Below are 25,416 nucleotides of genomic sequence, written 5' to 3'. Positions count from 1 at the left end.
CATGGCAGCAGCCCCGAACCTGACCCTATGGGGCGTCGGAACCAGCCGGACCGTCAGGCCACACTGGGCACTGGCGGAATTGGGGCTGAAGTATGAAACCTACGCCATCGGTCCCCGCACCGGCGAAACCAAGACGGCAGAGTACACCAAGCTCAATCCACGCCAGAAGGTCCCGCTGCTGCAGGATGGCGATTTCGCCATCGGCGAAAGCGCGGCGATTGTCGCGTATCTGTCACAGACCTATTCAACGCCCGACAAATCGCTGATCCCAGAGGAGAAGCAGCAGTACGCCAAGTGGCTCGAGTGGTGTTTCTTCATCGTCACTGAACTTGATTCCACCAGCCTGTATGTGATGCGCCGGCACAGCGCCAATGCGCTCGGGCCGATTTACGGCGTTGCACCCGAAGTCGTCGCCAAGGCCGGAGAATACTTTCGCGAGCAGTTGCGTCACGTCGAGGTCGCACTCAACGATGGACGAACCTTTCTGATGGGCGATCAATTCACCAGCGCAGACATTCTGCTGACGACATGTCTCGAATGGGCAGTCGCCTACGGCGTCGGCATCTGCGACAACGCTTATCCATACCTCGAGCGCATCAAGAAACGTCCGGGCTATGTGCGTGGTACCGCCGCGAATGTCCCGCCTGCCCCAGGCGAACCGATCAGACGACCTGCCTGATTTTTGGGAAGCATTACAAAAGAGGCCGACAAAATGTCGGCCTCTTTTCGTTAACTTGCGATTCTGACCGCTTTGGCCGCAACCATGCTGTCGATCGCCGCATCGGCATAGCCGAGATCGCGCAACACCGCGCGTGAGTGTTCGCCGACGCGCGGCGCCGGACCGCCAATGACCGCCTCATTGATCTCGAACCGGGCCGCCGGCTTCGGCTGGCGCACCCGGCCGACGGTCGGCTGCTCGAATTCCTCAATCAGGCCGCGTGCAACCACCTGCTCGTTCTGGATGATCTCGCCACGGCGCAGGATCGGCGCGCACGGTACATCGGCTGCATCGAGCCGTTCCAGCCATTCGGCTGTGGTGCGCTGACCGATATACTCCTGCATCTTGTTAATGCGCGCAGTCGCGTTCTGGTTGCGCTTGGTGGGAGTGGCGAAACGCTCATCTTTCGCCAGCTCAGGATCGCCCGAAGCCTTGCAGAAGCCCTGCCACTCCGAATCCGAAATCGTGCCGCAGGTCATGTAGCCGTCCAGCGTCTTGAACACGAGATCGGGGCGGTCGTTGGGATCGCCCGCCGCTACTTCCGCGCCCACCACCGTGTATTGCATCATGCCTTCCGGCCACAGATACGAGATCATGGTGTCGAGCATTGCCACCTGGATATGATCGCCCTTCCCGGTCTTCTCACGCGCGTAGAGCGCCGACGATACGGCCTGCGCGGTAAACACCGCCGTGGTTTTGTCCGCGACAATCGTGCGGATCATCTGCGGACGGTTGGTCACCGGCTGCGACTGGATGTCCGCAAATCCGGACAGTCCCTGAATGATGGGATCGTAGACCCGTTTCTTCACGTAAGGCCCGCTGTCGCCAACGCCGCTAATCGAGACGTAGATCAGACGCGGATGCTTCTTGCGCAATTCCTCAGCGCCAAGCCCGAGCCGCTCCATCGCGCCCGGACGAAAGTTCTGCACCAGCACGTCGCTCTGCGCCACCAGTTTCGCCAGCACCTCGCGCCCGATGTCGCTCTTCATATCGATGGACAGCGAACGCTTGCCGCGGTTCGACGAGATGAACAGCGCGGAGAACTCGCCGGCCTTGTCGATAATTGCGCGGCTGCGGCGGGTGATATCGCCACTGATCGGCTCGATCTTCAAGACATCCGCGCCCTGGTCCGCGAGAAACATTGTCGCAAACGGACCCGATACCACGCCGGTTAGATCCAGCACGCGCACGCCACTCAAAGGACCGGACATCTGTTTCTTCCCTGTAGGAGGTCGCGGACGGCCCTGCTGCTGGCCTCGCCCGCTGCATTCAGAAGAAGTCTTTCAGTGAAAGACCTGTGGTCTTAGGCAGATTTGGCCTTCGCCGCGCCAAGCTGCTCGACAATTGAGTCCTCGACATCGCGAAGCTGGTCCTTGCCGAAGAACATTTCCGTGCCGACGAAGAAAGTCGGTGAGCCGAACGCGCCGCGGTTCACCGCATCGGTCGTGACGTCGATCAGCTTTTTCTTCACATCATCCTGTTGCGCACGCGCAATCAGTTTGTCGATATCGATGCCGGACGAAATAAATGCCTGGCGGAAGGTTTCCACGTCGTCCATTTTCTTCGGCTCTTCCCACATGTGATGATAGGCGGCGCGGAAGTATGGCTCGAATACGTTTTCGAATTGGGCTGCGACTGCGCCCCGCATCAACATCAGCGTGTTGACCGGGAAAAACGGATTCTGCTTGAACTTGGTGATGTTGTGCCGGCGGATGAAACGCTGGGTTTCCAGCGCATTGTATTCCGGCTTGTTCTTGATGCCGCGCAGCGAATCGAACGGCGACATGTTGTTGGTCGCCTTGTAGATGCCTCCGAGAAGCACTGGGACATAGTCGAACTTGACGCCGGTGCGCTTTTCGATGCCCGGAATCGCATATTCTGCCAGATAGGCGTTGGGGCTACCGAAATCGAACTGAAACTCGACCTTCAAGGGACTGGCCACCGCGCTTCTCCTCTGTAATTTTCTGTCTGGCGTACACTCTTGTCCGGCGCATTTTCAGACCGCCGACCTTGTCCGGAGCGTTGGCCATTCATAGGGTTCTAAAATTGAACTGTCAATTCGAACCGCCCGGATGCACCAATTTTGCCCTAAAAAGCCAAGAATAGGACTTTTGTCCAACTCAGTGCCTATTTAGAATGGTATCCGAGCCAGCTATAAAGATACCTGACAGTCTGACTGATTTGCGAACCGGAGACGACCATGAGATGGGACGAACTTGAGGAAGAGCCATGTTCCATGGCCCGCACCATCGGGGTCATTGGTGATCGCTGGAGCCTGCTGATCCTGCGGGAATGCTTCCTGCGGACCCGCCGCTTCGAGGCCTTCCAGTCCGCCCTCGGTATTACCCGCCATCTCCTGGCCGAACGCCTCAAGAAGCTGGTCCGCCTCGGCGTCCTCCGCCGGGTTGCCTATCAGGAGTCGCCCAAGCGGCATGAGTATATCCTGACCCAGAAGGGGCTCGACCTCTATCCGATCATGATGGCGATCGTTCATTGGGGAGACATCCACATGGTGGATGAACGCGGTCGCCCGCTGCTTCACGAACATCAGAAGTGCGGGCATCACTTCAATCCGGTCATGACATGCTCCGAATGCGGCGAGCCGTTGCTGGCCAAGGAAGTTCACGTCCACCCCGGCCCGGGAGCGCGCCCGAAGTCTGTGCCGCCGAAGCCGGTTAAGACCGCCAAGGCTAAGCCCGCGCGCTCGAAGGCTCGCGCCGCGTAACAGTGATCAGCTGCGGCTCCTTATCGGGCCATCTGCCATACCGCCCTCACATTGGTCGTCACTTGCGACACCCAATTCGCGACATTAGGCCTCTCGAGAAAATCTCCTTTGATTTGTTTAAGTAAAATTGGGTTCGTTCTGCCAAATTCTCGTTAGATTATGTACCGCGAAGAGCGCGCTTCTTTTTCGAGATCGCCCTGACTTCGTATCGGTCGATTGTTTTCAGGTTGAGTAGCAGTCCTTCAAATCGTTCACTTAACGTCGAACTTTTTTTCGCGAACATCACCGCTTCCATCGCGGCAGCGCGCACCTTTTGGATGCCCTTGAGCTCAATCGCTGCCACAGCCACCCTGCGTGCTGCAGCTCGAGAAAGCCCGCCGTGGACTTGAAAAATAGCGTCGGCGAGACGATCGGCGGCGGCAAATGCAATGGCGTCGCGGCCTAGATTAGAGGCAAGGCCATGCTTCTTTGAATTGCCCGCAGCCCGTGCTTTGCCGCCGGCCCCGCGAGGGCCAGTACTCTTCAACGCATTCCTTCGATTCGCGGCAATTTGTCGATCGGAAGCCACCGATCTTCTCCTCACTCAGCAGCTTGGGTGAATTCGCCTTCGATGATCTCAGACGAGGCCTGCTCTAAACGTTTGGCCATCGCTGCATCGTGACGCGCAATCTCGCGGAACGTCATCATGCGTCGCGCTTCGAGATCGGAAATACTTTTGTCAATCTGCATGAGCTGTGAAGCGCAGCGCTTGTATGCGTCGGCGAGAACCGAGGTACGATCATGTCCTCTTGCAGCTAGGCGTTCATCGATTTTGGCACCGAAATCAACATCTATTGCCCATTTACGGGCTTCGCTCTCCGCGTTCACAACGGAGTAAAATGTCGCGGGAATTTCCCCACTATCGTAAGTGGACCTCAGCAGATCAGTGACCACCTCAACTTGGGCTTCAAGCAAAATCCCGTTACGGATTTTCTGAAATCGGCGACCTTCCCAAGTTTGGTAAGCAATGTCTGCGCATTGGGACCAACCTACAATATCCTTAGCCCCAACGGCGACCGCCAGGGCCAGGAGGTAGTCGTCAAATTCCTCACGTCTCTCACCGCGCATCAGAACGGGGTCGCCTAACAAAGCTGCAATCTCTCTAGGGATCTTCGTAGGCTTGGTGAGGGCCCGTCCGTTTGACACTGGCGCACTCCATTTCGACATTCGAATCACTCAAGCGAGATTCAAACGCGCTCCGGGATCGATAAAAAGCCTAATTCGCGTGGACAATAGCCGCTGTGAATAGCGAGGATTTCTTCAGCGAAACCGCAATGATGCCATTTTTAGAGTACGGCAGTGCAAGGTCCCATGCCGGAGCGGTTCAGATGAAAATCCTAGATTTTGATCAAGCAACAAACGCGTACGACACGTATTGCGGCTTGCTCTCGATGGCAGGAGACGCAATCAAACCACATCTCGAAGGGAAAATACACGACGCTGATAGCGACGAACTCCCACGTCTTGAAGCCGCGCTGCGAAAGGTCTTCCGGGAGGCTACGGCTTTCTCCATCCTGCTTAACGAAGAAGCGGTCGAACAAGCGCCGCTGCTCGTCTTTCATCCAGCCAAAGACGCCAAGCTCTTAGAAGCAAAAGTAAGATTTTCGATAGCAGTAAAACATGCTGTTGAAATCTTATCGAAAGTGGACGCCGCAAAATCTAGCGTTCCTGAGAATTAGCCCCCCGCAGCAGCGGACTCCGCGGTGGACGAATAAATGCTCAAACTGAAGCAGTGCGTTTGACGCTCCGGTTCTCCGAAGAACTTAGCGCCAAAATAGCGACAAGACTCGCGAGACTCCCAGCAACTCAAGCGCAATTCGGCGCAGCCAGTTCCAATCGACGCTGTGCAAGGCGGTGCACGTAAAGACGAAGCATGAACGTTTACATAAAACTGACTGTCGCTTTGATCCTCGGTGCTCTACCGCTCTTTTGCCTCAATGAGGCATCAGCCCGTGGTGGAGCAGCGAACATTATTAACTCGCCCGGCTATCAGCGAGCACTTAAAGAATCTCGGAAACGTTATCAGCAATCTTACAGCGAGCGTTACCGACGTTCGCCGACGTCATACTCACGCAATACGTTGCGCCATCGCAATCGGCATCAATAAGCCTGCGGATCTATACGCGCAGTCGCAAGGTCTTTCATGCGCAGTTGGCGCGGCCCTGTGGTCACGTCTAAGGCACGGCGCCCACGCCGATGCCGACGCCTCCGCCGAAGCGGATGCAGCTATCAGAGCCAGGCATGCGTACGAAGCCTGCGCCGAATTCGGCGCAGGATGTCGATGGGCGCTGTCGCGCGAGAGGCTTTTGTCCGGCGGTGTGATCCGGTTTTGCGGCCTGCGGGCCTTGCCCAGGTATTTTTAAGTCCATCTGCTGCGCGTGCGTTGCCGATGCCAACGCAGCGCAGACGGCTGCGACCGTGATCGATCGGAACATCTGCGCGAGAACTTGATGCATCGTCGTCAATCCCGGTTGGTTAATGAAGCGACGGAGCCTAGCGATGCTCGGAGCTGACGCGCTGTACCAGAATGCGTGTGTTGTTGCGCCCGCCGGCAAAGACCGTAAGACGGGTGGTGTTGATGAACAGCAGACGGTCGCCTTCGGAGATGCGGGCCTGGAGCGTGTAAGTGCGCCGCGGCCTGATCAGCGTCTGATCGAAGCGCAGCCGGTACGGGATCGGGCTACCGGTGGCGCCGGTGATGCGATCTTCCGCGATCACCTGTGCCGGCGCGTCTGCGAGGGAGATATCGAGGAGTTGAACGAGCACGGTCGCATTCGGCGGCAGCGCCATCCGTTCGCGATAATTCACGGTTCCCATCAGCATCGTGTCGCGCGCTGCCGCGTTTGCAGCGGGCAACAGCAACGACGTGGCGAGAAGTCCTATGATACCGCGTCGCGAAATCATGATGGTCTCCGGTTTGTTTCATGAATCGGAGAGTAAGGGATCGTCCGCCGTTTGTCAGGTTTTGGCGCGGGAACCTGCTCCTACGGAATTACCGCGCCCCAGCTCCGCGCGGTCTTCACGATCCAGTCGTTATACAATGTGAGCGGGGTCACGCCGGTAAGGCCGCCGCAGCCGGCTGAATTGTTCGCACCCGTCGACCAGCTCACCACGCCAACAACGACGCTGTTTCCATCCTGATCTTCGAACGCGGGAGCGCCCGAGTCTCCCGTGCAAGCGCCCATGCCCGCGCTTTTGTTCTGGGTTTGTGGATCCATCAAGCGCACTTGCAACGTGCCGGGCTGGCCCGTAACGGCGAGCGGCGCGGCGCGGATCGTGCCGACGCCGGAGTCGCTTCCTGCGACAATTGATCCGATGCCGACCACGGTAAAACGCGATGCGGGCGAAAAGGGAACACGCGGCACGCCGAGAAGTGCGGCCGACTTACCTGGTAAAGGCGCCGACAGACGCAGCAGCGCCACGTCTGCCGTCGCCCGATGCGCCGCGATGAATTGCGCATTGTAGCGCGGATGCACCGCGACTTGTTGCGGCGCGATCAACCGCGGTGGCTTCGCCGAGTAATCGATCACACGATTGGCCGTACCTGGCGCAAGACAATGTGCAGCTGTCAGAATAATGTTCGGCGCGATCATCGTGCCGGTGCAAACGCCGCCGCCCGCGGCTGCAACGGTGACAACGGCCCGCACAATGCTTTCGCTTGGCGCGGATCGGCTGCCCACGATGGGATAGGCCGGGGTCGTGGCCAAAAGCGTCAAGATCGAAATGGTGAGGATCGTTTGCGGATACCGGATCATTGCCCGCAATGAACTCACAAGAAAGGGGATGTCAACCGCTCTAGTTCGCCTTTGTTCGGGGTCGGGACGACGCCCTTGCCTTCGTTCTCATAACTGTTCCGCCCCCTTTTCGCTCGATCGGGAATAATGGGCGCGTGGGTCGTCCGACAGTCCTGCATTCTTGCGGGAACGGTCCGTTCGAGACTAGCAGAATAAACCCGTCTTTTAGCGACGAGATAAATCCCGGCCATCCGGCCTCCAAGTACGTTCGAAGCCTTCTATTTGACAAGAGCGGATAGAAGAATGACCACGCAAAAATGAAATGTAGCGTGCGGTCTCCAAAGCCCGATTCTGCTTGGGAAACTAGTCTCAGTTCGGGGACTGAGCTGATTCCATTTCTATGAAGAAGGCTCCCAAATCCCTCATCATTCAATATCGCGACAGCGCTCTCCAACACGACGTTTACATGCTCTCGCGCCTCGATAACCTGTTGTGCTTTGATACGGTCCCGCTCCACCCTCCACTTTCGAGCACGCGTCCGCTCATTTCCCTCGGTGTCATTTGGATGCCTCCAGCGATCTCCGAGCACACATTTTCACAAAGGGCTCGAGCGTATTCGTATGGAATGCGTCTAGCCGCGCATAATTCTTTCCACTAATCGTGAGCCAACTGCCGTGCGGCAACAGCGCGTATGGATGTATGAAATAGTCTCGCACCTCCCGGCACCCTCTATCGATACGCGCAACCACCAAAATGTCGGGCTTCTGCTGTGATCGATATCCAAAATTCCAGTCGCCATGCCTGTTGGGCCCACTCGCACGTCGCCCAACCCCGACACCAACGCGCAACTCTTCATTGATGATTATGTGTCGACCTGACGAGCATCTTCGAGCAGTGCCGTTCAGTTTTCTCACTCCTTCAATGATGGTCTTCCGCATGCCCTCCCGGGCTTTTATTTTATAGTCCCGATCACCCCTCCCCCTGTATCCAATCAGTCGATAAGCCTGAGTGAGACTTCCAAATCTGACCTTGATCGACTGCGGCGATGGCATCTTCTCGGACGACAACACCAAATCGATATCAAGCCGACCCTTGCAGCACCACAAAGCAGTGAGAGAATTCAAAACGTCACCGTCAGTGCGATACGTTGAATTCTCCTTTAGCCGAAGTCTCGCCTGCTCAAACCGCTCGATCGATATCACAGGCTCAAAAACTCCCAGCCCGCGCACCCATTCGCTTGGCGGATTTCTCCGCCAATTCTTTCCAAATTTCTTAGAGGCGCGATTGAAGACGCTATTTCCGATATACTTCTCGTTGGACAACAACTGGCGAATTGAATGCGTTACCCAGGGACGGCCGTATGCGTTTGGAATCCCCTCGTCGTTTAGCTTTCGTGCGATCTCGCTGATAGACAGCTTCTTGTCGATGAACAGACCATAAACCCGATGAATCACATTTGTTTCAGCCGGCGGCCCAGGAACAAGTATTGTTCGATCCGACCGAATGTTCTTCATCTCACCAAACGCCAACACCGTCTTCTTTTTTCCAGTCGGATCCACCAAACATCGTCGCAACCCAAATCCGGGATCCGGCCCAATATAGAATCCGCGAGTAACGATCTTGCTTTGACCCGTGAATACCTTTGTCGACAACTCCCGGCTAAATTCTCCCGCCATCGCACGCTTGATATTCTTTAATACTGTGGCCGAAAGGCTCCCATCGTTGGAGAATTGCTCAGCGCAATATTCCACCTGGACACCGCTTTCACGACACAAGAACTCGTAATACGCGCTTTCATCGCTATCCTGAAACCGACCCCAGCGACTTACATCATAGACGAGGATGGTTTTGAATTCGGCGTGACCCGATGTAACGTCAGCTATCAGCTTGCGGAGACCGGGACGCCCCTCGATGTTGAGGCCGCTCTTGCCGGAATCCTCATAGCTGCAGACGATTGTTAAGCCGCGGGTGGCAGCATAGAGCGAGATCGCTTCAGATTGGTTCTCAATGGAAAACGTTTGCATGTCTGTGGACATACGAACGTATTGGGCCGCGCTATTTTCCAGCAGGAGCATGCGCGATCAGAACGCCAAAGGATGAAGGTGCTGCCAAAACGCTTGGTACAATTAGGCGCGACACTGCGACGTAACTGATTCAACTGGAAATGATTGCTGTCGCAAAAGACGCATTCTACGTGCGGTTGTTTGCGAAGCCGTGGATCGCGGCCCGTTGACATTAGCATCAGCTTTTGGCCGCTGAGGGTGATGGTGCGGGGCGACCGCGCCATCGCTGCGTTGCGGTGGCCGCTTGCCATCGCGTTGATCGTCCTCGCGCTCACCCTTGGTGTCGCAGTGGGGCTCCACGCACCGCATGAGTTCGTCGCTAAAACTTGGCAAGTTCTTCCAAGTTCGAAAGAGCTATCGCGAGGTCGTTAGTGAAGTGTCGATGTTTTAAGAAACGTAGATCTTTGGAGCCGTTTTGTTCTGAGCTCCGACTGGGCAACCGCTGCGATCGCAGCTCGGCCTTTTTTGTGTCGGCAAGAAAGATTGCTACCCTAAAAAATATTCAGCTGACGCAGTCAAGCTGATCGCAGTTTTTGCAAAGACGAAGCCATCCGAATGTGGCAATAATCCTTCTTCGCTGAACGGCCAGTATCTCAATCTCTATAGCGGTCCATCCTAAATCTCCCAAACGCAGATAGATATTCCCACGTTTAGAACGGTGTCAGCGATGGCGGCCGGGCGGACGCAATAACTCTAAATGACTAACGCCTAGGGCTGTGGCCAACTCGTAAAGCGTTACGACGGTGGGATTGCGACGGCCCCCTTCCAGCCCACTAATGTATTGCTGACTGAAGCCCGATAGTTCGCTGAACTCTTCCTGAGTCAGGCCCTTCAAGAGCCTGATCCTTTTGAAGTTCTCCCCCACGAGCTTGCGCATATCCATATGCGCATCGTGCAAAAAATATGTACTTTAAGTTTACCAACTATAGTATGTATTTATATCGGGTCGAACTAAGGAAACGAGGGCATGAGCGTTTTTAGAGTCGCTTTTTTGTTGGCCGGTGTAACCGCGTTTGCAGGCTGTGCGATTCAGCGCGCGGTCGTCGCGCAAGGCGCCCAGGACAAAATGGTCGGCATGAGCAGAGAGCAGATCCTCGCCTGCATGGGACCCCCGGGGACAAAGGGCGCCGAAGGAATGACCGAGGTTTGGTCGTATGGATCGGGCAACGACCAGACGACGACAATTGGGACGGGCTTTGCTCAAACTAGTGGATCAATCTCAGGCGATCGGCGGGGCAGCCAGTTTTCGGCGACCGGCCACGCCACAACGACGAGCTTAGCCACCGTCAATTCCAGCCGGAAATATTGCACCGTCAATGTCGTGATGATGGACGGCCGGGTATCAAGGCTTAACTATGCTGGACCGACGGGCGGAATCTTGACGGGTGGTGAGCAATGCGCTTTCGCCGTCCAGAACTGCCTGCAATGACGAGCAGCTAGTGCCTCCCCCCGTTCCCACTCGCGAATTGGCGTGCTCCAGGTGCGGAGCTATCAACCGTATTGGTGCTTACGGCGTCACCAAGCTCCCCCATTGCGGTAAGTGCCAATCGGCTCTGCCGGAAACCCTGGTAAAGCGCGTTCTGCGCCAAGCTCATACAAGGCGTTATCTCATCACGATCGCCGTTGGGCTGGGCTTGCTTGCCATCCTAAAGCCGTCAGCCCTGACAGGCTGGGTCCCAGACGGGTCGCCTACCCAGACCGCGGCACCGCCCGCCGCCTGTACCGGCTATCCTCAACCGTCCAGCGGGCTTTATGCGAGCTATGACCACTCTGCCAGGGTTTCTCCGCTAACCATCAGGACAAGCCCGGGCGGCTACTATTTTATCAAGCTGGAGAATGCCGTCACGTCGCAACCAATAATGGCGTTCTATATGCGCGGCGGTGAAACCCTTGAACAGGACGTGCCCGAAGGGTCGTTTGTTTTGAAATACGCAGCTGGAGACATTTGGTGTGGCCCAACAGCATTGTTCGGCCAGACCACTTCAACAAACAGGGTAGATCGGATTTTCGAGTTTACAGAGACGCGCGGCTATACAGTCGAACTGATTTCCAGGAAGGGTGGAAACCTGAAAACGAGATCAATTGAACCCAGTCAATTCTAATCGATTTCGGTTGGTAGACCATATTGGACGCTCTCGGACAACGTATTGGGTGAATGATAAGTCACGATCCCGCCAAGACTATCAACCAAGCCGGTCTGATGAGCGTGCAACTGTGAAACATGAGCCGTTATATCGATCGAGCTAACTGCCGCTTTGCTTCTCGTCATCGCCGCTATCGCAGTTGCAAACATGCCCACAGCGAACTCGCGATAGCAAAGCCAGGCGCCCTCCCTACGAGTCTCCGAGAAACGGCTAAATGCTACGGCGCCGAAGCGGATTGAACTGCACCGACCGGCGCGAAGTCAACCAAAGCTCTGCGGCAAGCGTGAGCGGCTCTATCCCTTTGCTTTGCCACCAGAGCTCCTCCCTTCCTGTCCGGTGATTTTCCCGATGATGAGCTCGGCACAGTGGCACCGTGAACTCGTCGCTGGTTTTGCGCCCCATCGCGCGAGGCTGAGCAAACCGCAAATGATGGGCATCGGAGGGAGATCGTTCGCAGATCAAACAGGGTTGCGCGGCGACAAATCGTAAGTGGGCTTTGTCGCGATGGCGCCGAGGCTCGCCGAGTGCAAGCTCGCTCTTGTCGATCTTCTGCTTTTCGATTGTATCGACGGGCGGTTCTGTCGAGATTGTTTCAACAACCACCGAAATGGGTACCCCGCCCTCTCCGCTTCCATTGCCCTTCCTTTTCCCTGGCTTCTTTCCCTTCCCCTTCCGTGATCTGACCGGTGCCGAGGTGTCTGGAGGCGTTGATTGAGTGTCGTCGCTCGGCTTGCTGTCCGCGATCGATGGGTAGGCACTTGTGCCCGGTGCTTGATCTTGAAGCGCAGCCATCTTGTCCGTGAACGCTTGTTCTATCAACTTAGCATCGCTCACTACGAGGCGGTTTTTTGCTTTGAGAATGTCTGTGGCGCGTACCTGCAGATCTTCAATCGTAGTCAATGCGTCGATGTTAGATTGAATTTGAAACCGCATTGAGCGTGAATTGTCTGTATCGAGTGCGCCCCCAACAATAGAAGCTTGCGGTTTACTTGAGCGGGCGGCACCCAAAGAGGCGTCCCCATGTCGAGAATTTCCATTCTGGTAGTTGGTGGCAGATTCAATCTGCTGGCTAGCGTCTGGATTTTGCAGATCGGGCGTATCCAGATCATCTTCGCCCGCTATGCCAACCAGCGTGAACAAGGCATAGCGCCTCGCGTAGGTCAGTGCCGCTCCCATTCGTCGCGGCGCGGAGGCGTCCGACAGCTGGCAGACCGGCCAGTCGGACGAAATCCATTCCCCGGAGGTGTGCATCAGGATCGTAGTCAGATTGACCAAACCATTCGCCCGGTCGATGTCGGTAGTTTGGGCGACGGCAATCTGCTGACCACCTAAAGTTTTGCGAACAATCTCGAGGCCACTCGATAGTGACGCATAACGGAACGTCTGGGGGTTATCGCCGCGATTATTGTGATGAATCATGCCAACCATGGACTTCTCCGGGTTGGAGAGTTCGGTCTGGGCCTTGGCCAGAGCGGTCGCGATCGCGGCCACGCTTTCACTGGAGCGATGCATGGGCGCTCTCCATTTCAACGAGATCAAAGGTCACCGCCCCGGATTTTGAGCGTTTGGCGCGGATGCCATGCCCCATGGCTTCCTTGGCATCCTCCGGCATGAGCACTTTGAGCTCGCTCTTGGCCCGCTCGTGATCGAGATGGGCGCTGCGTGTTTCAAGGTAGAGGGATGCAAACTCAGCCCAGGAGTTAGAGGCGTTCATATCGACCACCCGGACGGCTTCAATCCGCGGCTTGGGCGGTTCACAGTCGAACAGCGCCGGTGGCTCTCCCGTCTTGACCGCACGCCAGAAGGCCTTTTCTGCGGCGATCAGGACGGTTTGGTAGATCGGATCCGCCCCGATCGCGAGCTCGACCCACTTGCCACCGCCATTGATGATCGACAGCACCGACATCTTGGTCTCGGCGACCAACATGTTGTGCTGAAGCTGGGCCATATGTTTCTCAGCGGCCGCCGCTTCCGAGAACGACCATGGTAGCATGAATTTGGCCTCGAACACCGCGCCGGTTGCCTCCACCAGCCCATCGAGGGTGGCCGCCATCCAGGGAAACGCCCGGTGAATGGCGTGCCGTTGGACGGCCACAATGCGATGCCCCGATTGACGCTCGAACCAGCGGCGATTGAGGTCCTCGGTCACAAGCCCCAACTGGACAATCAACTCGCCCGAGAGATTGGGTCTATCGGACTCGCCCCGCTTTTCCTTCCAGAGCCGCAGCAGCGCCTTTTCGTCCTTGCCCATGATCACTCGGGCGTCCGATCCGCCGATGAAATGCCGCCGGTTGATAATATGCGATTGTTTCTTTTGCGAAATCGACATCGGTTAGCCTCTAGTTATGCTTCTGGGGTAAATCTGAGTTCGGTCTAGCGTCACTACTACATCAACATTTTATGTTGAACAACACAATAATCATCATGTCAATTGGAATTGTGCATTCAATAACCCCGGGCCAGTGCCGCGCAGCGCGCGCGTTAGTGGACATCACGCAGCCGGCCCTCGCCGAGATGGCGGGGCTTGGACTGTCGACGATCGTGGATTTTGAGAAGTCCCGGCGTGATGTGTCACGGGACGCCGTTCATGCCATCCAGAGGGCGCTAGAGGGCGCCGGTATTCAGTTTATTTCGAAAAATGGTGCGGGACCTGGCGTACGCCTGCGCAAATAATACACTTAGGCGAAGGCATCTGCCGCACCAAAACCGCCGAAGTTTGCGCGCGTCTGGCGAGACTATCCCAGAGGTCACCTGTTATTTTCGCAGTTCCGGCAATCAGCCACGGAAGCAGCGATGGTTTTTCGTTCCAGCGGATTCAATAAACTTTCGGCTGGAGCAGATTGCGATAAGATATCGCGCGCAATTTCCGCGTTCGTTCCCTCTTCTCAGATAAAACGACCTGACCAGCAAATTCGGAAACACCGCAATCGCCGAGACAGATGCTGAGAAACGCAGCGGCCTCTCGCCGGGTCATGAACGACGAAACTGCTCGGACCGCGCGCGCTCGTCAGCGCGCCGCCCGCGGTGGGACGACGAGTGCGGTAATCCGTGCCGGAACTCCCGCTATTCCCCAAAGCTGCGGCTGGACTACAAAATCAAATGGTTTGGCGTCCGGTGACGTTGCCGCGATCTGCTTCAACCACTGGAGGCATGCCTCTTCGTCCGGCAGGCACATGCTTGCCCACCCTTCTCGTAACACTGCATCGGATGGTATTTGCCAACCGTCCCGCTGAGTAAAGGGGAGGACGAAGGCGGGGCGGACGGGAGCATAGAACGTTAGAGCCATCGCCAACCTGTCCCCACTGACGGTCTTCAGGAGGCTCGGTGAGACCTGCCGCCAGCGTCGCATGACCTCGGTCGTAGCGCGGCTGTAGTAATTCCGCCCCTCCTTGAAAGGGTGGCCATTCCGGTAATACGCATGCGCGGGAGCAAGCAGGACCGCCACCAAGGTGACGGCAAGGATACTTGCCGCCAGCCGTCGCGTCTGGGTCCTGTCAACAGGAAACCGGGCCGCACAGACGGCGACCAGCACGAACACAAATAGCCCGGGCGATGCCCAGACAGTGGTCAGCGAACTCCTGAGCATGAGACTGACGACCGGCGGGACAATGATTGCCCCTATGGCGACCAACAACAGCAGAAGCAGGCCGGGATCCAGCAGCCTGAAGTCCCTGAGATAGTCCCCTGCCCGCGTGCGGATCATAACGGCCCACATGAACCCCGGCAGGGCCAGGGTGGCCGCCAGCCCAAGCAGGAAGGCCAAGCCCGACAGAAAGGCGCGGCCCGTGGTCAGCCCGCCGTGGGCGGCCAGCGCGTAGCCAAGAGGGCTGGTCCCGGATGTCAGCATCCAGTGGACGTGTGGGGCCAGCAGCAGCAATCCGGCCGCCGCGGAAATCCATGGGGCAGACGAGGTGAAATAGATCCGGCGCGCGGGATGCAAGACCGCCGCAAAGATGAACCCGACGATCAGAAATGCAGAATAGTACTTTCCGAGGATCGCCAGAGCACCGGCCAATCCAGCAGCAGCCGCCCATCCGGCCCTGCGGGTCTCGAACGATCTCAGGAAACAATAGATCGCAAGCGGCCAGACCGCGAACAGTACTGAGTTCGCGTTAAAGCGCTGCGCCTGGAATTGATAGACCGGCAGCAGCATCAGCAGCAGCAGGACAATCACGCGCTTGTCGCCGTTCGTGAACCGGCGCGTCGTCAGATCGATGATCCAGAGCGCCAAGGCGGAATTCACCATAGCCAGAAGATAAAACGACCAATCCGCGACCGGGAAAACCAGCGTCCAGGCGTGGGTCACCCAGCCCATCAGCGGCGGATGCTTGGCGCCACCCCAGTCCAGCGTCCGCCCGATCGTCCATGCCTCGATGACGTCGGGATGCAGATCAGCATTCAGATACGCGATTGCGAGGAACGCGGTCCATAGCGTCACAAAGACCGCGAGCAAAACCGGAATACTCCAGCCGTCCTCCACACCATCGAGCCACGTATCAAGAAACGAGGCCATGGCGGCGACATCTCACCAGTTGCGACGTAAGGTCTAGCCCTATCCGACTATTCCCGGCAGGGTCAATCCTGCCAAGATACCGCAGCATCTATCCCTGCGGTCTCCAACCCGGTAGTTCGGCTTGCTATAATTGCACACGTGCCGCAGAGCGAATCTCCCCGGACATCGAGGCTCATCGTTATCATGCCAATCCAGGAAATTTCCGGCCCGGGACGCCACCGCGCGATCGGCGTTCTTGGGCTGGCGCTGCTGCTGCCGGTGCTGCTGGCCGTCCTCGTATTTCCGACGGCGATGTACGACACGCGAGAACTGATCGCTTGGGGCCGCGAATTTCCAATCGTGACGCCGTTCCACCCGCCGATGATGGTGTGGGTCGGCGGCATCGTTGACAGGCTGTTCGGCACCTCCGCCGTGGTCATGATCCTCGCCGGACAAATCCTGATCGCGGTTGGATTGATCTATTGCTATCGCACGTTGCTGCTCGCGACGAGGCGCGACAACGCGCTGCTGTTCACATTCCTTTACGGCACATCGGCTTACACGGTTTTCGCACCCCTCTCCTTCGCGCTCAATGCCGACATTCTCCAACTCACGTCGTGGCCCGCCGTCATTTTTTATTTCCTTCAGGCGGCCCGGTCCGATCGTCTTCGATACTGGATCGCATTCGGCTTCTGGTCAGCCGTCGCCGCGCTCACGAAATACAATGCCGTGGTGCTTTTCTTCGCAATGGCAAGCAGCATTCTTTTGCTGCCTGCATATCGGATTGTCCTGAGGCGCCCCGGCTTCTACGCGGCAATCGCAACAGGCGTGGTGTTGATACTGCCACACGTTATCGCCGTCCTGAAACACAGCGCGGCATTCGAATATGGCCTCGATCATTTCGACTTTCAGAATCCATTTTTCCAAAGGATCAACGGCGTCGCGGAGCTCGCGGTGGGTTACCTGACTTTTGCAATCCCGGGATATGCAATTGTCGCAATCAGTCTCTGGAAAGGTTACCTGACGATTGGCTCCCCGCAGAGGGATCGTACGCCCGCAGCACAGTTTCTGCTTTTCACAGCCGTATCTGCCCACATCATGCTCATCATTCTCGTGATGCTCACCGGGCTTAATTTCCTGGCGCGGTTTGCCGCGCCCTACATCATGCTGACGTTCCTCGCGGTCGCTCCGCTGATCGGATGGAGCGAGCATTGCAAACGCAGGTTCGACACCCGTGTGGTTCCCTTCATCGGCGGGCTCTATCTCATCGCCGGTATAGCCGTCGCAATTATCTTCACCGGATTTGCGAGCCACAGCGCGATGCAGGAACCTAGCGCCGAAGCCGCGCGCCGTATTCTCAAGGACTGGCACAGCAAGTATGCGTGCGGCCCGGCGTACTTCATCGGCGGCAGGCAAGGTGTTTACGGCGTCGGAATCGAGGCTGGACGCGATGTCACCACGCTGGCGTATCGGGAAATCACCGGAGCAACCTGGTATGACGACAGCAGGTTACGCGCCAAAGGTGCCGTTGTGATGGACACCGATCCCGAGTTCAAGGAACGGATGCTCAAATTCCTGCCGGGCAAGACCTATTCGGCTGAGAGCAGCGTCACCATTCCGCTCAGACGGACATGGACTGGAAAGCAGCGAACGTTTCCATACCACTTCATCGCACCGCAGGATTGCCAACGCTGATGCCTGTCGGCGGCATACGATATCAGTTCAAGATGCGCCGGTAGGCGTCGATCACCACTTCGGCACTCTGCTGCCAGTCGAATTGACGCGCTCGCGCGATCCGTGCCTCCCGGCGCGCAAGGTCGGCGTGATCGTCACTCTCGAGCGCATCCCTGAGGGCGCGGGTCCAGCCTTCTACGTCCAGAGCGGCAACTCGCCGATCCATATTTCCTGAAATCTCATCCATCGACGTATCGGCGCTATGCGCCACTGGCGTACCGCACGCCAACGCCTCCACGACAGGCATCCCGAAACCTTCATAGAGCGAAGGCGCAAGCAGCAGACGCGCCCCCTCATAAAGGCTGCGCAACTGCGGATCGGCTACGCCATGAACAAATCTGACCGATCCACCCCTGACGAGGCTTTCGGTTTGCGCGGGCAGATCCAGATCGCCCCACCCTTTTCCGCCTGCAAGGACCAACGGGGACCGCGCGCGCGCCGCTTGCGGCAACCGCTCATAGGCGAGTACAGCGGTCCGGATATTTTTTCGCGGCTCATGCGTTCCGACAACGAGAAAGAACTCACCGTACGTCAGATCCAGCGTATCGAGGACCGATTGCGTCAGGTCACGGCCCAGCGGCACGAACACAGGAGCGGCAGCCGGCGGCGCCACAAATATCTTCGCCAGAGGGTAGCCGAAGATATCCGCAATCTCACGCCGGCTGAAATCAGAAATAGTCTGTACCAAAGGGGCGCGTTCGACCAGATCGCGCAGCGGTTCAAGCCACCTGACCCGGTCCGGCGGATGAAATTCCGGATACCGGAATGTCGAAAGATCATAAATCACCGGCAGCATCGGTACTCCCGGATCGGCCAGCGGCCGGAAGTTGAACGCATGAAAAAGATCGAGAGGCTGCTTCCGCACCGACGCTGAAAATCGCCCTCTCCGCATCTCGCGATAAATCGCGCCCGCTACACGTGAGCCCGGCCAACCAGCTGCCCTGTCGAGCACGAGATTCTTGATACGCGCAAACGAAGCTGCGTGCTGCAGCTCCACATCATGGAGTTTATGTTGCGAGCGCGCGATCTCCTGCATCGCGGCACGATCAAACTTGCGCCAATCAAACCCACGAAACCCGGCAAAGCCGATATCCGGCGCGATTTCCATGACGCAACGAACAATGTTGAATGTGTAGTTTGCCACGCCCGTCATCGAGCGGTTCAAGATGCTGGATTCAAAGCCTATAAGCATCTGCGCGAAATGACTTTCGTGTTTTATCGGAATGTTATTTGAAACTCAGATTATGCAATTGAAACAGACCATTCAAATTCAGATGACCAACAAGGCGTTGAAATCCGTCATCAGGCACCTTCCCGCCGATCCGCGACCCGATCGACGATCTCCGAAATATGTGCCGCTGTCATGGTCCATGTATAGGGCACGTAGTTTTCTCTTATCCGCTGTTCGCAGCGTTTGACATAGTCCGGATCTGTCACGGCCCTGTAAACGAGCTTGTAACAACCGATGAAATCGAACGGATCGAAATAGTCGACCAGATCGCCTCCCGCCTCGGGCAATGAAGTCCTGTTGCCAGCAATGCAGTATTTCCCCAAGGACAGGCTCTCCGAAACCGGCAAACCCCATCCTTCGTAAACCGACGGATAGACCGTGAACTCGCAGCTCCGATAATACCATGCGAGTTCTTCGTCCACCACGTCGTCCATGTGAATGATGAGTCTGCTCACCAATGGATCTGTACGCATCTGGTGCAGCAGATCGGAGACGTACAACTGCTGTATGCCGATCAGAAGCAACTGGGGGCAATCCGGTCCAAGCTCTTGAGCCAGACGGCGCCAAACCTGATAAAGCAAGCTCTGGTTCTTTCGCACATCAAGCGACGAGACACAGATAACGAACTTGCGATCGGGTACATAACGCGGCAAGGGCAGCGGCTTATTCGCCGCGATATTCGCCATGAAGTTCGGATTGTCGCCCAGGCGGACGACTTCGATAGGCCGAGGCGATATTCTTTCAGTCTCCATATATTTCGAAATTTCGCCTTTCTGGAAATTCGAAATTGTAAGAATCAAATCGGCATTTTCCATCTGCTGTTGTGCCCAGAAGGTAACGACATCCGAATAGCCCGGTAGCATCCATTGCGGGAAAAGCGCCGGGATAAGATCGTAGATGAGATTGATGCACTTCGCACCGCCTTGAACCTTGTTCGCCGCAATCACTTCGCCGTAATGCGGCAATCCCCACGTCGCGGATAGGGAAATACAGATATCGCTGGGCCGGAACAAAATGGAGTCGGGAGAAATTTGCAGCGGAGCAACAGCCGCACGAGAGGTCGAGGCCGGAGTTGCGAAATTGATCTTCCGCCAAAGGATGCGAGCAACTGTTTTGCCACCGCTCCGGAAATCTCTCAGGGCCTGGGTCGCCTCATCCCCAATCCATTTCTTTATTCGTCGCCGGAGGCCAATTTTCGAAAAATAGCGAGAACGTGAATCAATTCCCGTCGCTATAGCTACCGTGTTGTGAGCGCTCACCTCACCCGCGCGCGAAGATCGAATATACTTCAGAACGGCAGGCGGAAGCGTATCGACATCCACCTGTCGAAGCGCTCGTTCAGAGCGAACGAAGGCAAAAAGGCGAATGTCATCCTGAGATCTCAGCAATTCCGACAGAACATTCACGACGGTCCGCTGAATTCCCGTCAGGTACGGATGCTCCCAATCGCGGATATCCGTTACGTCAAACCAAAGCGTCATTGAATAACTCAAACAAAACCGGGAAGCTTACTGCCCGATGATAACACGCAGTGCCCCAAACTTCTTTCGAATTGTGACCCAGCTGTCCATCAGGTTAGCGGTCCAACCAGGCGTTAACGATTCCAATCCTCCTCATTATGCGAGAGACTGATACGCAGCGATAATGTCCTCGACCGCGCCAAAGGCCTTGACACTTCCCCGATCCATCCAGAGCCCCTTGTTGCATCAGCGGTGGCATAAATCCAGATTGTGGGCGCCAGCACCAGAACGCTCGCCTTCTGAACGAAGGAGTCAATGCGCTCTCTCGCCCCCGGCCGTCGACGACATCCTGCAATGCCCATCTCCGCTTGACTACGCACCTGCCCCAACCTCGCGCCGCCAATCAACACCACCCACCTGGCGCTTGGTAAACTCCGCACTCACTGGGCTGAACGGCGGCGGTGATGGGCCTCCTGATAGATCTCCTGCATGCGGGATAGGAACAGAGTCTTACTGAATTCAGTTCGGACCCGTTCCTTCCCGGACCTGCCCAATCTGGCCGCGAAGTCGGGTTGGTCCAGCAAGCGGCGGAGCGCCTCCGCGAATGCAGCCGGTTGGTTTGGTGGAACGGTAAGCCCCTCCTTGCCGTCCCGCGCGACCTGGGGGACCGCCGTCGCTAGAGCCGTGTTGACGACCGGCTTGCCTGCGGACATTGCTTCCAATTGGACGATGCCAAAGGCTTCCGCTTCCGTGACCGACGGAAATGCAAGCGCCTTGGCGGCGTGAACGTACTGCTTGACCTCGTGGGACTTCAGTACGCCCAAAAACTTCACCCGATCGAGAACACCGAGTTCTTCCGAAAGTCTGATGAGATCGGCCTTAAGCGGCCCTTCACCAATGATGACAGCATCGGTATCGACATTTTGCATCGCGCGAAGAAAAATTTCGTAGCCTTTATAGCTGACGAGCCGACCGACGGCGACGACGAGTCTGGGATATTGCCTTTGCAAGTTATCGACAGCCCGTTGTTCCGCATGATTTAGTTCGCCCCAGTAGGCATCATCACACCCATATGGCACGACAACACACTTGTCCTCGAACGTTTTCAGGAAGGGAGAATTTTCGACGATGACCCGATCGGAAACAATAATCTTGTCGGCCCGCTTGAGTGAATTCCGAATAAACGGCGCCAGCACCCGCATCAGCCACGGCCGGCCGATCACCTCCGCATGCCAATGCACAATCAGGACCGAATCCTTCGGCATCAGCAGAACCCCCAAATCCGTCAACGGAAAGGGCGCGTGGTGGACCACAATATCCGAGGACCGCGCTCGTTCGGCAAACCTGAATGGATAACTTGGCGCCAACGGCGTCGACATGACCGTCCCGATGGACGAGACCGCTTCGACGTTCACTCCGTCAAACTCATACTTGCGCCCCATGCCGCGGTCGCAAGCAACAAGAACCTCCGTCTGGAAGCCCATTCGCGGAAGCATCGTCAGCATCGCTATGACGGATGGGATACCTCCATAGACACCGGGCAGATAGACTTTGTACGCATGAAGAATTCGCATCAAAATTCAACGCTGCGGTAATCATCGTCGAGCTTCCAACTCACGACATGCTACCCCTGATGATTGCGGTTTGTGCCTTCACCATCATCGAAACAAGCGCCTGAAAGTCGACATTTGGCTGCCAGTTCAACACGGAACGGATTTTGGCAGTGTCCGCGCGTGTATAGCGGCTATCGACTTTACGCATAAGCCCGGGATCCACAATGACGTGGTCCTCCCACCTTTGGCCGACCAAGCTGAACGCCTGGTGGCAGAAATCCTCAATCGAATGGTCCCGACCGGTGCCGATAACATAATCATCCGCTGTTGGATGCTGAACGATCAACCGCATTGCTTCCACATAGTCGCCGGCAAAACCGAAATCCCGCCGAACGCTCAAATCACCCAAGGCCATTTTCCCGTCTAGCAGTATCGGCCGGCCGGTCTCATCGACTTCTGGTGTCTCGTTCAAGCCGAGCGACACGGCGGCGGCGGCATAAGCGATTTTCTGCGACACGAATGAAAGTGGACGCTTCGGGCTCTCGTGATTGAACAGAATGCCGGTCGAAACATGCAATCCGTACTGCGCCCGATACGCACCGACAATCCGGTGGGCATAGAGCTTAGCGACGCCGTAAGGCGACTTGGGAGCGCACAGTGTCTGCTCATTCTGCGTGTGATCGACCGCATCTCCGAAAATCTCGGACGACGAGGCCTGGAAAAGACGACTGTCTGGTTTATACTTGAGCAGAAGCTCGCAAATATCTTGCGGGACAAACGCGTTGACATCGGCCGTCTCCCGCGGCGCGCCCCAGCTCTGGATTGGGCGGGAGACAGCGGCGAGATTGTAAATCTCGTCCGGCATTACACTCGCAATCAGCGAGTCGAGGAAATCACGATCTGCAGGATCACCAACGTGCCAGGACGCCCCGTCCCGATGCAAACTTGGATGAGTCTGACGGCGCGACTGGGCGTGCACGACACACCCCTGCTGGCGAAGCAGGTTGATAAGATAGTAGCCGTCCTGGCCGGAAGCTCCTGTGACTAAAACTTTACTCAAAAAAATCCTCGATTCCAAACAACTTATAGCTCTGTAGCAACGTTTGCTCAGCTATGCAGAAATTGGTGAGGCGTATCCCGTTTCAGAAATCATTCATTGTAGTTGAAATGCCTAAAACCGTGCTGCTTCACGAGTTCGTCACGTTGGGCAGCCTTCAAATCCTCTCTCATCATTTCGATGACCAGTTCGACGAAAGATGTCGTCGGTGACCACCCGAGTTTCTGGTATGCCTTTGTCGGATCGCCCAAAAGCGTCTCCACCTCCGCGGGCCGGAAATATCGCGGATCGACTTCGACGATACATCGTCCCGTCGCAACCTCGTACCCCTTTTCGTCAACGCCCTCTCCTTCCCAACGAATGGCGATGTCGACCTCTCTTGCAGCGACTTCCAGAAACTCGCGAACCGAGTGCTGTTCGCCGGTCGCGATGACATAGTCCTCCGCTACATCCTGCTGCAACATCCGCCATTGCATCTCGACATAGTCACGCGCGTGCCCCCAATCGCGAAGCGCATTCAGGTTGCCGAGATAAACCTTCTCCTGAAGACCGAGCTTTATGCGGGCCAACGCACGCGTAATTTTCCGGGTGACGAAGGTCTCGCCGCGGATTGGCGATTCATGATTGAAGAGAATGCCGTTGCAAGCGAACAGACCGTAAGCCTCGCGATAGTTCACGGTGATCCAGTACGCGTACAGCTTCGCGACAGCGTAAGGCGATCGCGGGTAAAAGGGCGTCGTTTCCTTCTGGGGGATTTCCTGGACGAGTCCGTACAACTCGGACGTTGAAGCTTGATAAAATCGAGTCTTCTTTTCAAGCCCAAGAATGCGGATCGCTTCGAGGATTCGCAGCGGCCCGAGCGCATCCGAATTGGCGGTGTACTCAGGCTCCTCGAACGACACCGCGACATGACTCTGTGCGGCGAGGTTGTAGATCTCGTCCGGCTGGACTTCCTGCACGATGCGAATGAGGCTCGACGAATCCGTCAGATCGCCATGATGAAGCGTGAGATCGTAACCCTTGTCATGCGGATCATGATAGAGATGGTCAATGCGGTCAGTGTTGAAAAGCGATGTGCGCCGCTTGATCCCGTGGACCGAATATCCCTTGGATAGCAATAACTCCGCAAGGTATGCGCCGTCCTGGCCGGTGATTCCTGTAATAAGCGCGGTTTTCTTCATTTAATCTATTGACCTTCATTATCGCCAACGTGCTGTTTTATCATGATGACATCATCGGCGGTTAAATCATACTGAGTCGAGCTTTCCGCCACACTACTGCTGCCCAAGCGACACGCGGCGGCTGAGCAGACCATTGATCCATCCCAACAGATTTGCGGGGGCGTCTATGATCACGCCGCGCATGATCATCCAGACACTGCCGACGCTGACCGCCGCCAGCATGAAGTACTGAACGAATACAGCGGCAGGCTGCGACGTTGACATAGTCGAAAGGCCGAAGCCTGCGATACGCAGAACGAGAATGCCGACCACAAGAACTCCGATGGCAAAGTTGCGATTCTGCCGCGTGGTCCGTGGGGCGCCGAGAATGGCAAATGCCATCAAAATGAAAGCGAAGGGATAGATCGGCGCGAAAATCCGGTCGTGCAGCTCAGACCGAAACTCTCCCGGAATTCGCTTGAAGACAGGATCATCGGGCGGCGGAGAGATCAGACCACCGATCGACCTCTCGCGAGGTCCATACGTCACGCTCTGGACAGCGTTCGAGAACTGGGACAAGTCGAACGCGTAGCTGGCGAATGCAACAAGAGCAGGCTCGCGTTTGCCGGCTTCGAAGCGTTGGAGATTGCCATCCTGAAGAATGAGAAACGAACCCCGTTCATTCTTCTGAACCGTGCCGCGATCCGCGAGAATGTCAATCCGCTCCGATGGATTCCGCTGGTCATCGATGAAAATCCCGACGAGAAGCCCGCCGGGCTGCCGGCCCTGGATACGGATCGTCAGCGGGCCGAGCTTCTGGAATTCACCGGGCCGAAGGATATTGGTGAGGACGTCGGCGCCGATCTCGGTCTGCCATCGCCGCAAGGCGCGCATGCATTCAGGCGCCAGATAAAGCGAGAGAAACGCGACAAGCAGGCTGACCACGCATGTCGCAAACAGAAACGGACGGAGAAGCCTGCCGGGCGACAGCCCTGCGGCGTTCATCACAATTATTTCAGAGTCGGTCGCAAGCCTGTTGAGAGTGTGCATGACCGCAATAAGCAGCGCGATCGGCGAAATGATCATCGCCAGCAGCGGTATGGCCAGTCCCGTAACGCCGAGAAACACCAGTATCGACTGGCCCTGCCCTGTCATCAAATCGATGCCGCGCAGCGCTTGCGTGATCCATATGACTCCCGTCAATGAGACGACAATCAACAAGAACGCCAGCAACGTCGTTCGCACGATATAGCGGTCGATTGCGCTCATCCAGCTTCCGGGTACAGTCCGATTCGAGGACGGCCAT

General features: G+C 56.6%; 23 protein-coding genes. 6 read left to right on the top strand and 17 right to left on the bottom strand.

Annotation, left to right across the window (positions count from 1 at the left end; genetic code table 11):
- The first annotated feature begins 1 nt into the window (after window position 1).
- Window positions 2–679 (top strand): glutathione S-transferase family protein, encoded by a 678-nt coding sequence (locus tag YH63_RS16745; RefSeq protein WP_046826626.1) that lies wholly within the window; start codon window positions 2–4, stop codon window positions 677–679.
- Between the two features lie 50 nt (window positions 680–729).
- Here the strand turns inward: YH63_RS16745 and YH63_RS16740 are convergent, their stop codons facing one another.
- Both YH63_RS16740 and YH63_RS16735 read right to left on the bottom strand, forming a co-directional pair.
- Window positions 730–1,929, bottom strand: a complete 1,200-nt coding sequence (locus YH63_RS16740; protein ID WP_046826627.1) for a CaiB/BaiF CoA transferase family protein — start codon at window positions 1,927–1,929, stop codon at window positions 730–732.
- A gap of 92 nt (window positions 1,930–2,021) precedes the next feature.
- The gene (locus YH63_RS16735; protein ID WP_046826628.1) at window positions 2,022–2,660 is read right to left on the bottom strand and encodes a 2-hydroxychromene-2-carboxylate isomerase; all 639 of its coding nucleotides are present in this window, start codon (window positions 2,658–2,660) and stop codon (window positions 2,022–2,024) included.
- Window positions 2,661–2,918: 258 nt separating this feature from the next.
- Between YH63_RS16735 and YH63_RS16730 the strand changes: the two genes are divergently transcribed.
- Entirely contained in the window at window positions 2,919–3,443 is a 525-nt protein-coding gene (locus YH63_RS16730) for a winged helix-turn-helix transcriptional regulator (RefSeq protein WP_046826629.1), read from the top strand.
- Window positions 3,444–3,600: 157 nt separating this feature from the next.
- Here YH63_RS16730 and YH63_RS16725 read toward each other — a convergent pair whose 3' ends face one another.
- Both YH63_RS16725 and YH63_RS16720 read right to left on the bottom strand, forming a co-directional pair.
- Window positions 3,601–4,011, bottom strand: coding sequence for a hypothetical protein (locus tag YH63_RS16725; protein WP_137325230.1), 411 nt, complete (start codon window positions 4,009–4,011; stop codon window positions 3,601–3,603).
- Between the two features lie 11 nt (window positions 4,012–4,022).
- On the bottom strand, window positions 4,023–4,628 hold the full coding sequence (locus YH63_RS16720; RefSeq protein ID WP_137325229.1) for a hypothetical protein: 606 nt from the start codon (window positions 4,626–4,628) through the stop codon (window positions 4,023–4,025).
- A gap of 95 nt (window positions 4,629–4,723) precedes the next feature.
- Here YH63_RS16720 and YH63_RS16715 point away from each other — a divergent pair, with 95 nt between their 5' ends.
- Window positions 4,724–5,161, top strand: coding sequence for a hypothetical protein (locus YH63_RS16715; RefSeq protein WP_137325228.1), 438 nt, complete (start codon window positions 4,724–4,726; stop codon window positions 5,159–5,161).
- 814 nt (window positions 5,162–5,975) lie between these two features.
- Here the strand turns inward: YH63_RS16715 and YH63_RS16700 are convergent.
- The 4 genes from YH63_RS16700 to YH63_RS16685 form a co-directional block, all read right to left on the bottom strand.
- Window positions 5,976–6,386 carry a YbaY family lipoprotein gene (locus YH63_RS16700; RefSeq protein WP_052753801.1) on the bottom strand — a complete coding sequence of 137 codons (411 nt, stop codon included), beginning with the start codon at window positions 6,384–6,386 and terminating at the stop codon, window positions 5,976–5,978.
- Between the two features lie 80 nt (window positions 6,387–6,466).
- The gene (locus YH63_RS16695; RefSeq protein WP_046826634.1) at window positions 6,467–7,237 is read right to left on the bottom strand and encodes a S1 family peptidase; all 771 of its coding nucleotides are present in this window, start codon (window positions 7,235–7,237) and stop codon (window positions 6,467–6,469) included.
- Window positions 7,238–7,773: 536 nt separating this feature from the next.
- On the bottom strand, window positions 7,774–9,291 hold the full coding sequence (locus tag YH63_RS16690; protein ID WP_046826635.1) for a recombinase family protein: 1,518 nt from the start codon (window positions 9,289–9,291) through the stop codon (window positions 7,774–7,776).
- 649 nt (window positions 9,292–9,940) lie between these two features.
- Entirely contained in the window at window positions 9,941–10,162 is a 222-nt protein-coding gene (locus YH63_RS16685; protein WP_046826636.1) for a helix-turn-helix domain-containing protein, read from the bottom strand.
- Window positions 10,163–10,246: 84 nt separating this feature from the next.
- Between YH63_RS16685 and YH63_RS16680 the strand changes: the two genes are divergently transcribed.
- Both YH63_RS16680 and YH63_RS16675 read left to right on the top strand, forming a co-directional pair.
- Window positions 10,247–10,708 carry a hypothetical protein gene (locus YH63_RS16680; RefSeq protein WP_046826637.1) on the top strand — a complete coding sequence of 154 codons (462 nt, stop codon included), beginning with the start codon at window positions 10,247–10,249 and terminating at the stop codon, window positions 10,706–10,708.
- Complete coding sequence (locus YH63_RS16675) at window positions 10,668–11,381, top strand: hypothetical protein (protein WP_246658073.1); 714 nt, start codon at window positions 10,668–10,670, stop codon at window positions 11,379–11,381. Before YH63_RS16680 ends, YH63_RS16675 begins: the two co-directional genes overlap by 41 nt.
- 252 nt (window positions 11,382–11,633) lie before the next feature.
- Here YH63_RS16675 and YH63_RS16670 read toward each other — a convergent pair whose 3' ends face one another.
- The 3 genes from YH63_RS16670 to YH63_RS16655 form a co-directional block, all read right to left on the bottom strand.
- A complete protein-coding gene (locus YH63_RS16670) occupies window positions 11,634–12,935 on the bottom strand; it encodes an ERF family protein (protein WP_046826638.1) in 1,302 nt (433 codons plus the stop codon).
- Entirely contained in the window at window positions 12,919–13,752 is an 834-nt protein-coding gene (locus YH63_RS16665) for a YqaJ viral recombinase family protein (protein ID WP_046826639.1), read from the bottom strand. The genes YH63_RS16670 and YH63_RS16665 overlap by 17 nt, the downstream gene beginning before the upstream one ends.
- Before the next feature lie 678 nt (window positions 13,753–14,430).
- Window positions 14,431–15,936, bottom strand: coding sequence for a glycosyltransferase family 39 protein (locus YH63_RS16655; protein WP_046826640.1), 1,506 nt, complete (start codon window positions 15,934–15,936; stop codon window positions 14,431–14,433).
- 183 nt (window positions 15,937–16,119) lie between these two features.
- Between YH63_RS16655 and YH63_RS16650 the strand changes: the two genes are divergently transcribed.
- Entirely contained in the window at window positions 16,120–17,610 is a 1,491-nt protein-coding gene (locus YH63_RS16650; protein ID WP_052753802.1) for a glycosyltransferase family 39 protein, read from the top strand.
- A gap of 22 nt (window positions 17,611–17,632) precedes the next feature.
- Here the strand turns inward: YH63_RS16650 and YH63_RS16645 are convergent, their stop codons facing one another.
- From YH63_RS16645 to lptF, 6 genes are all read right to left on the bottom strand, one after another.
- Window positions 17,633–18,802 (bottom strand): glycosyltransferase family 4 protein, encoded by a 1,170-nt coding sequence (locus YH63_RS16645; protein WP_046829453.1) that lies wholly within the window; start codon window positions 18,800–18,802, stop codon window positions 17,633–17,635.
- A gap of 149 nt (window positions 18,803–18,951) precedes the next feature.
- Window positions 18,952–20,361, bottom strand: coding sequence for a glycosyltransferase family 4 protein (locus tag YH63_RS16640; RefSeq protein WP_046826641.1), 1,410 nt, complete (start codon window positions 20,359–20,361; stop codon window positions 18,952–18,954).
- A 419-nt stretch (window positions 20,362–20,780) separates the two neighbouring features.
- Entirely contained in the window at window positions 20,781–21,914 is a 1,134-nt protein-coding gene (locus tag YH63_RS16630) for a glycosyltransferase (RefSeq protein WP_046826642.1), read from the bottom strand.
- A gap of 40 nt (window positions 21,915–21,954) precedes the next feature.
- Window positions 21,955–22,953, bottom strand: coding sequence for a GDP-mannose 4,6-dehydratase (locus tag YH63_RS16625; protein ID WP_046826643.1), 999 nt, complete (start codon window positions 22,951–22,953; stop codon window positions 21,955–21,957).
- An 89-nt stretch (window positions 22,954–23,042) separates the two neighbouring features.
- Complete coding sequence (gene gmd / locus YH63_RS16620; protein WP_046826644.1) at window positions 23,043–24,131, bottom strand: GDP-mannose 4,6-dehydratase; 1,089 nt, start codon at window positions 24,129–24,131, stop codon at window positions 23,043–23,045.
- 93 nt (window positions 24,132–24,224) lie between these two features.
- Window positions 24,225–25,379 (bottom strand): LPS export ABC transporter permease LptF, encoded by a 1,155-nt coding sequence (gene lptF / locus YH63_RS16615; protein ID WP_046826645.1) that lies wholly within the window; start codon window positions 25,377–25,379, stop codon window positions 24,225–24,227.
- Window positions 25,380–25,416 lie beyond the last annotated feature (37 nt).

The organism is Afipia massiliensis (assembly GCF_001006325.2).
Lineage (GTDB): Bacteria > Pseudomonadota > Alphaproteobacteria > Rhizobiales > Xanthobacteraceae > Afipia > Afipia massiliensis_A.
This window is presented reverse-complemented; position numbering and strand designations above follow the sequence as displayed.

Bases quoted from the DNA above. Each gene is read 5' to 3' on its own strand.
- YH63_RS16670 (WP_046826638.1), bottom strand. From the start codon at position 12,935: ATGCATCGCTCCAGTGAAAGCGTGGCCGCGATCGCGACCGCTCTGGCC.
- YH63_RS16650 (WP_052753802.1), top strand. From the start codon at position 16,120: ATGCCAATCCAGGAAATTTCCGGCCCGGGACGCCACCGCGCGATCGGC.
- YH63_RS16695 (WP_046826634.1), bottom strand. From the start codon at position 7,237: ATGATCCGGTATCCGCAAACGATCCTCACCATTTCGATCTTGACGCTT.
- YH63_RS16630 (WP_046826642.1), bottom strand. From the start codon at position 21,914: ATGCGAATTCTTCATGCGTACAAAGTCTATCTGCCCGGTGTCTATGGA.
- YH63_RS16640 (WP_046826641.1), bottom strand. From the start codon at position 20,361: ATGACGCTTTGGTTTGACGTAACGGATATCCGCGATTGGGAGCATCCG.
- lptF (WP_046826645.1), bottom strand. From the start codon at position 25,379: ATGAGCGCAATCGACCGCTATATCGTGCGAACGACGTTGCTGGCGTTC.
- YH63_RS16655 (WP_046826640.1), bottom strand. From the start codon at position 15,936: ATGGCCTCGTTTCTTGATACGTGGCTCGATGGTGTGGAGGACGGCTGG.
- gmd (WP_046826644.1), bottom strand. From the start codon at position 24,131: ATGAAGAAAACCGCGCTTATTACAGGAATCACCGGCCAGGACGGCGCA.
- YH63_RS16685 (WP_046826636.1), bottom strand. From the start codon at position 10,162: ATGGATATGCGCAAGCTCGTGGGGGAGAACTTCAAAAGGATCAGGCTC.
- YH63_RS16730 (WP_046826629.1), top strand. From the start codon at position 2,919: ATGAGATGGGACGAACTTGAGGAAGAGCCATGTTCCATGGCCCGCACC.
- YH63_RS16680 (WP_046826637.1), top strand. From the start codon at position 10,247: ATGAGCGTTTTTAGAGTCGCTTTTTTGTTGGCCGGTGTAACCGCGTTT.
- YH63_RS16665 (WP_046826639.1), bottom strand. From the start codon at position 13,752: ATGTCGATTTCGCAAAAGAAACAATCGCATATTATCAACCGGCGGCAT.
- YH63_RS16745 (WP_046826626.1), top strand. From the start codon at position 2: ATGGCAGCAGCCCCGAACCTGACCCTATGGGGCGTCGGAACCAGCCGG.
- YH63_RS16700 (WP_052753801.1), bottom strand. From the start codon at position 6,386: ATGATTTCGCGACGCGGTATCATAGGACTTCTCGCCACGTCGTTGCTG.
- YH63_RS16645 (WP_046829453.1), bottom strand. From the start codon at position 18,802: ATGACGGGCGTGGCAAACTACACATTCAACATTGTTCGTTGCGTCATG.
- YH63_RS16690 (WP_046826635.1), bottom strand. From the start codon at position 9,291: ATGCTCCTGCTGGAAAATAGCGCGGCCCAATACGTTCGTATGTCCACA.
- YH63_RS16740 (WP_046826627.1), bottom strand. From the start codon at position 1,929: ATGTCCGGTCCTTTGAGTGGCGTGCGCGTGCTGGATCTAACCGGCGTG.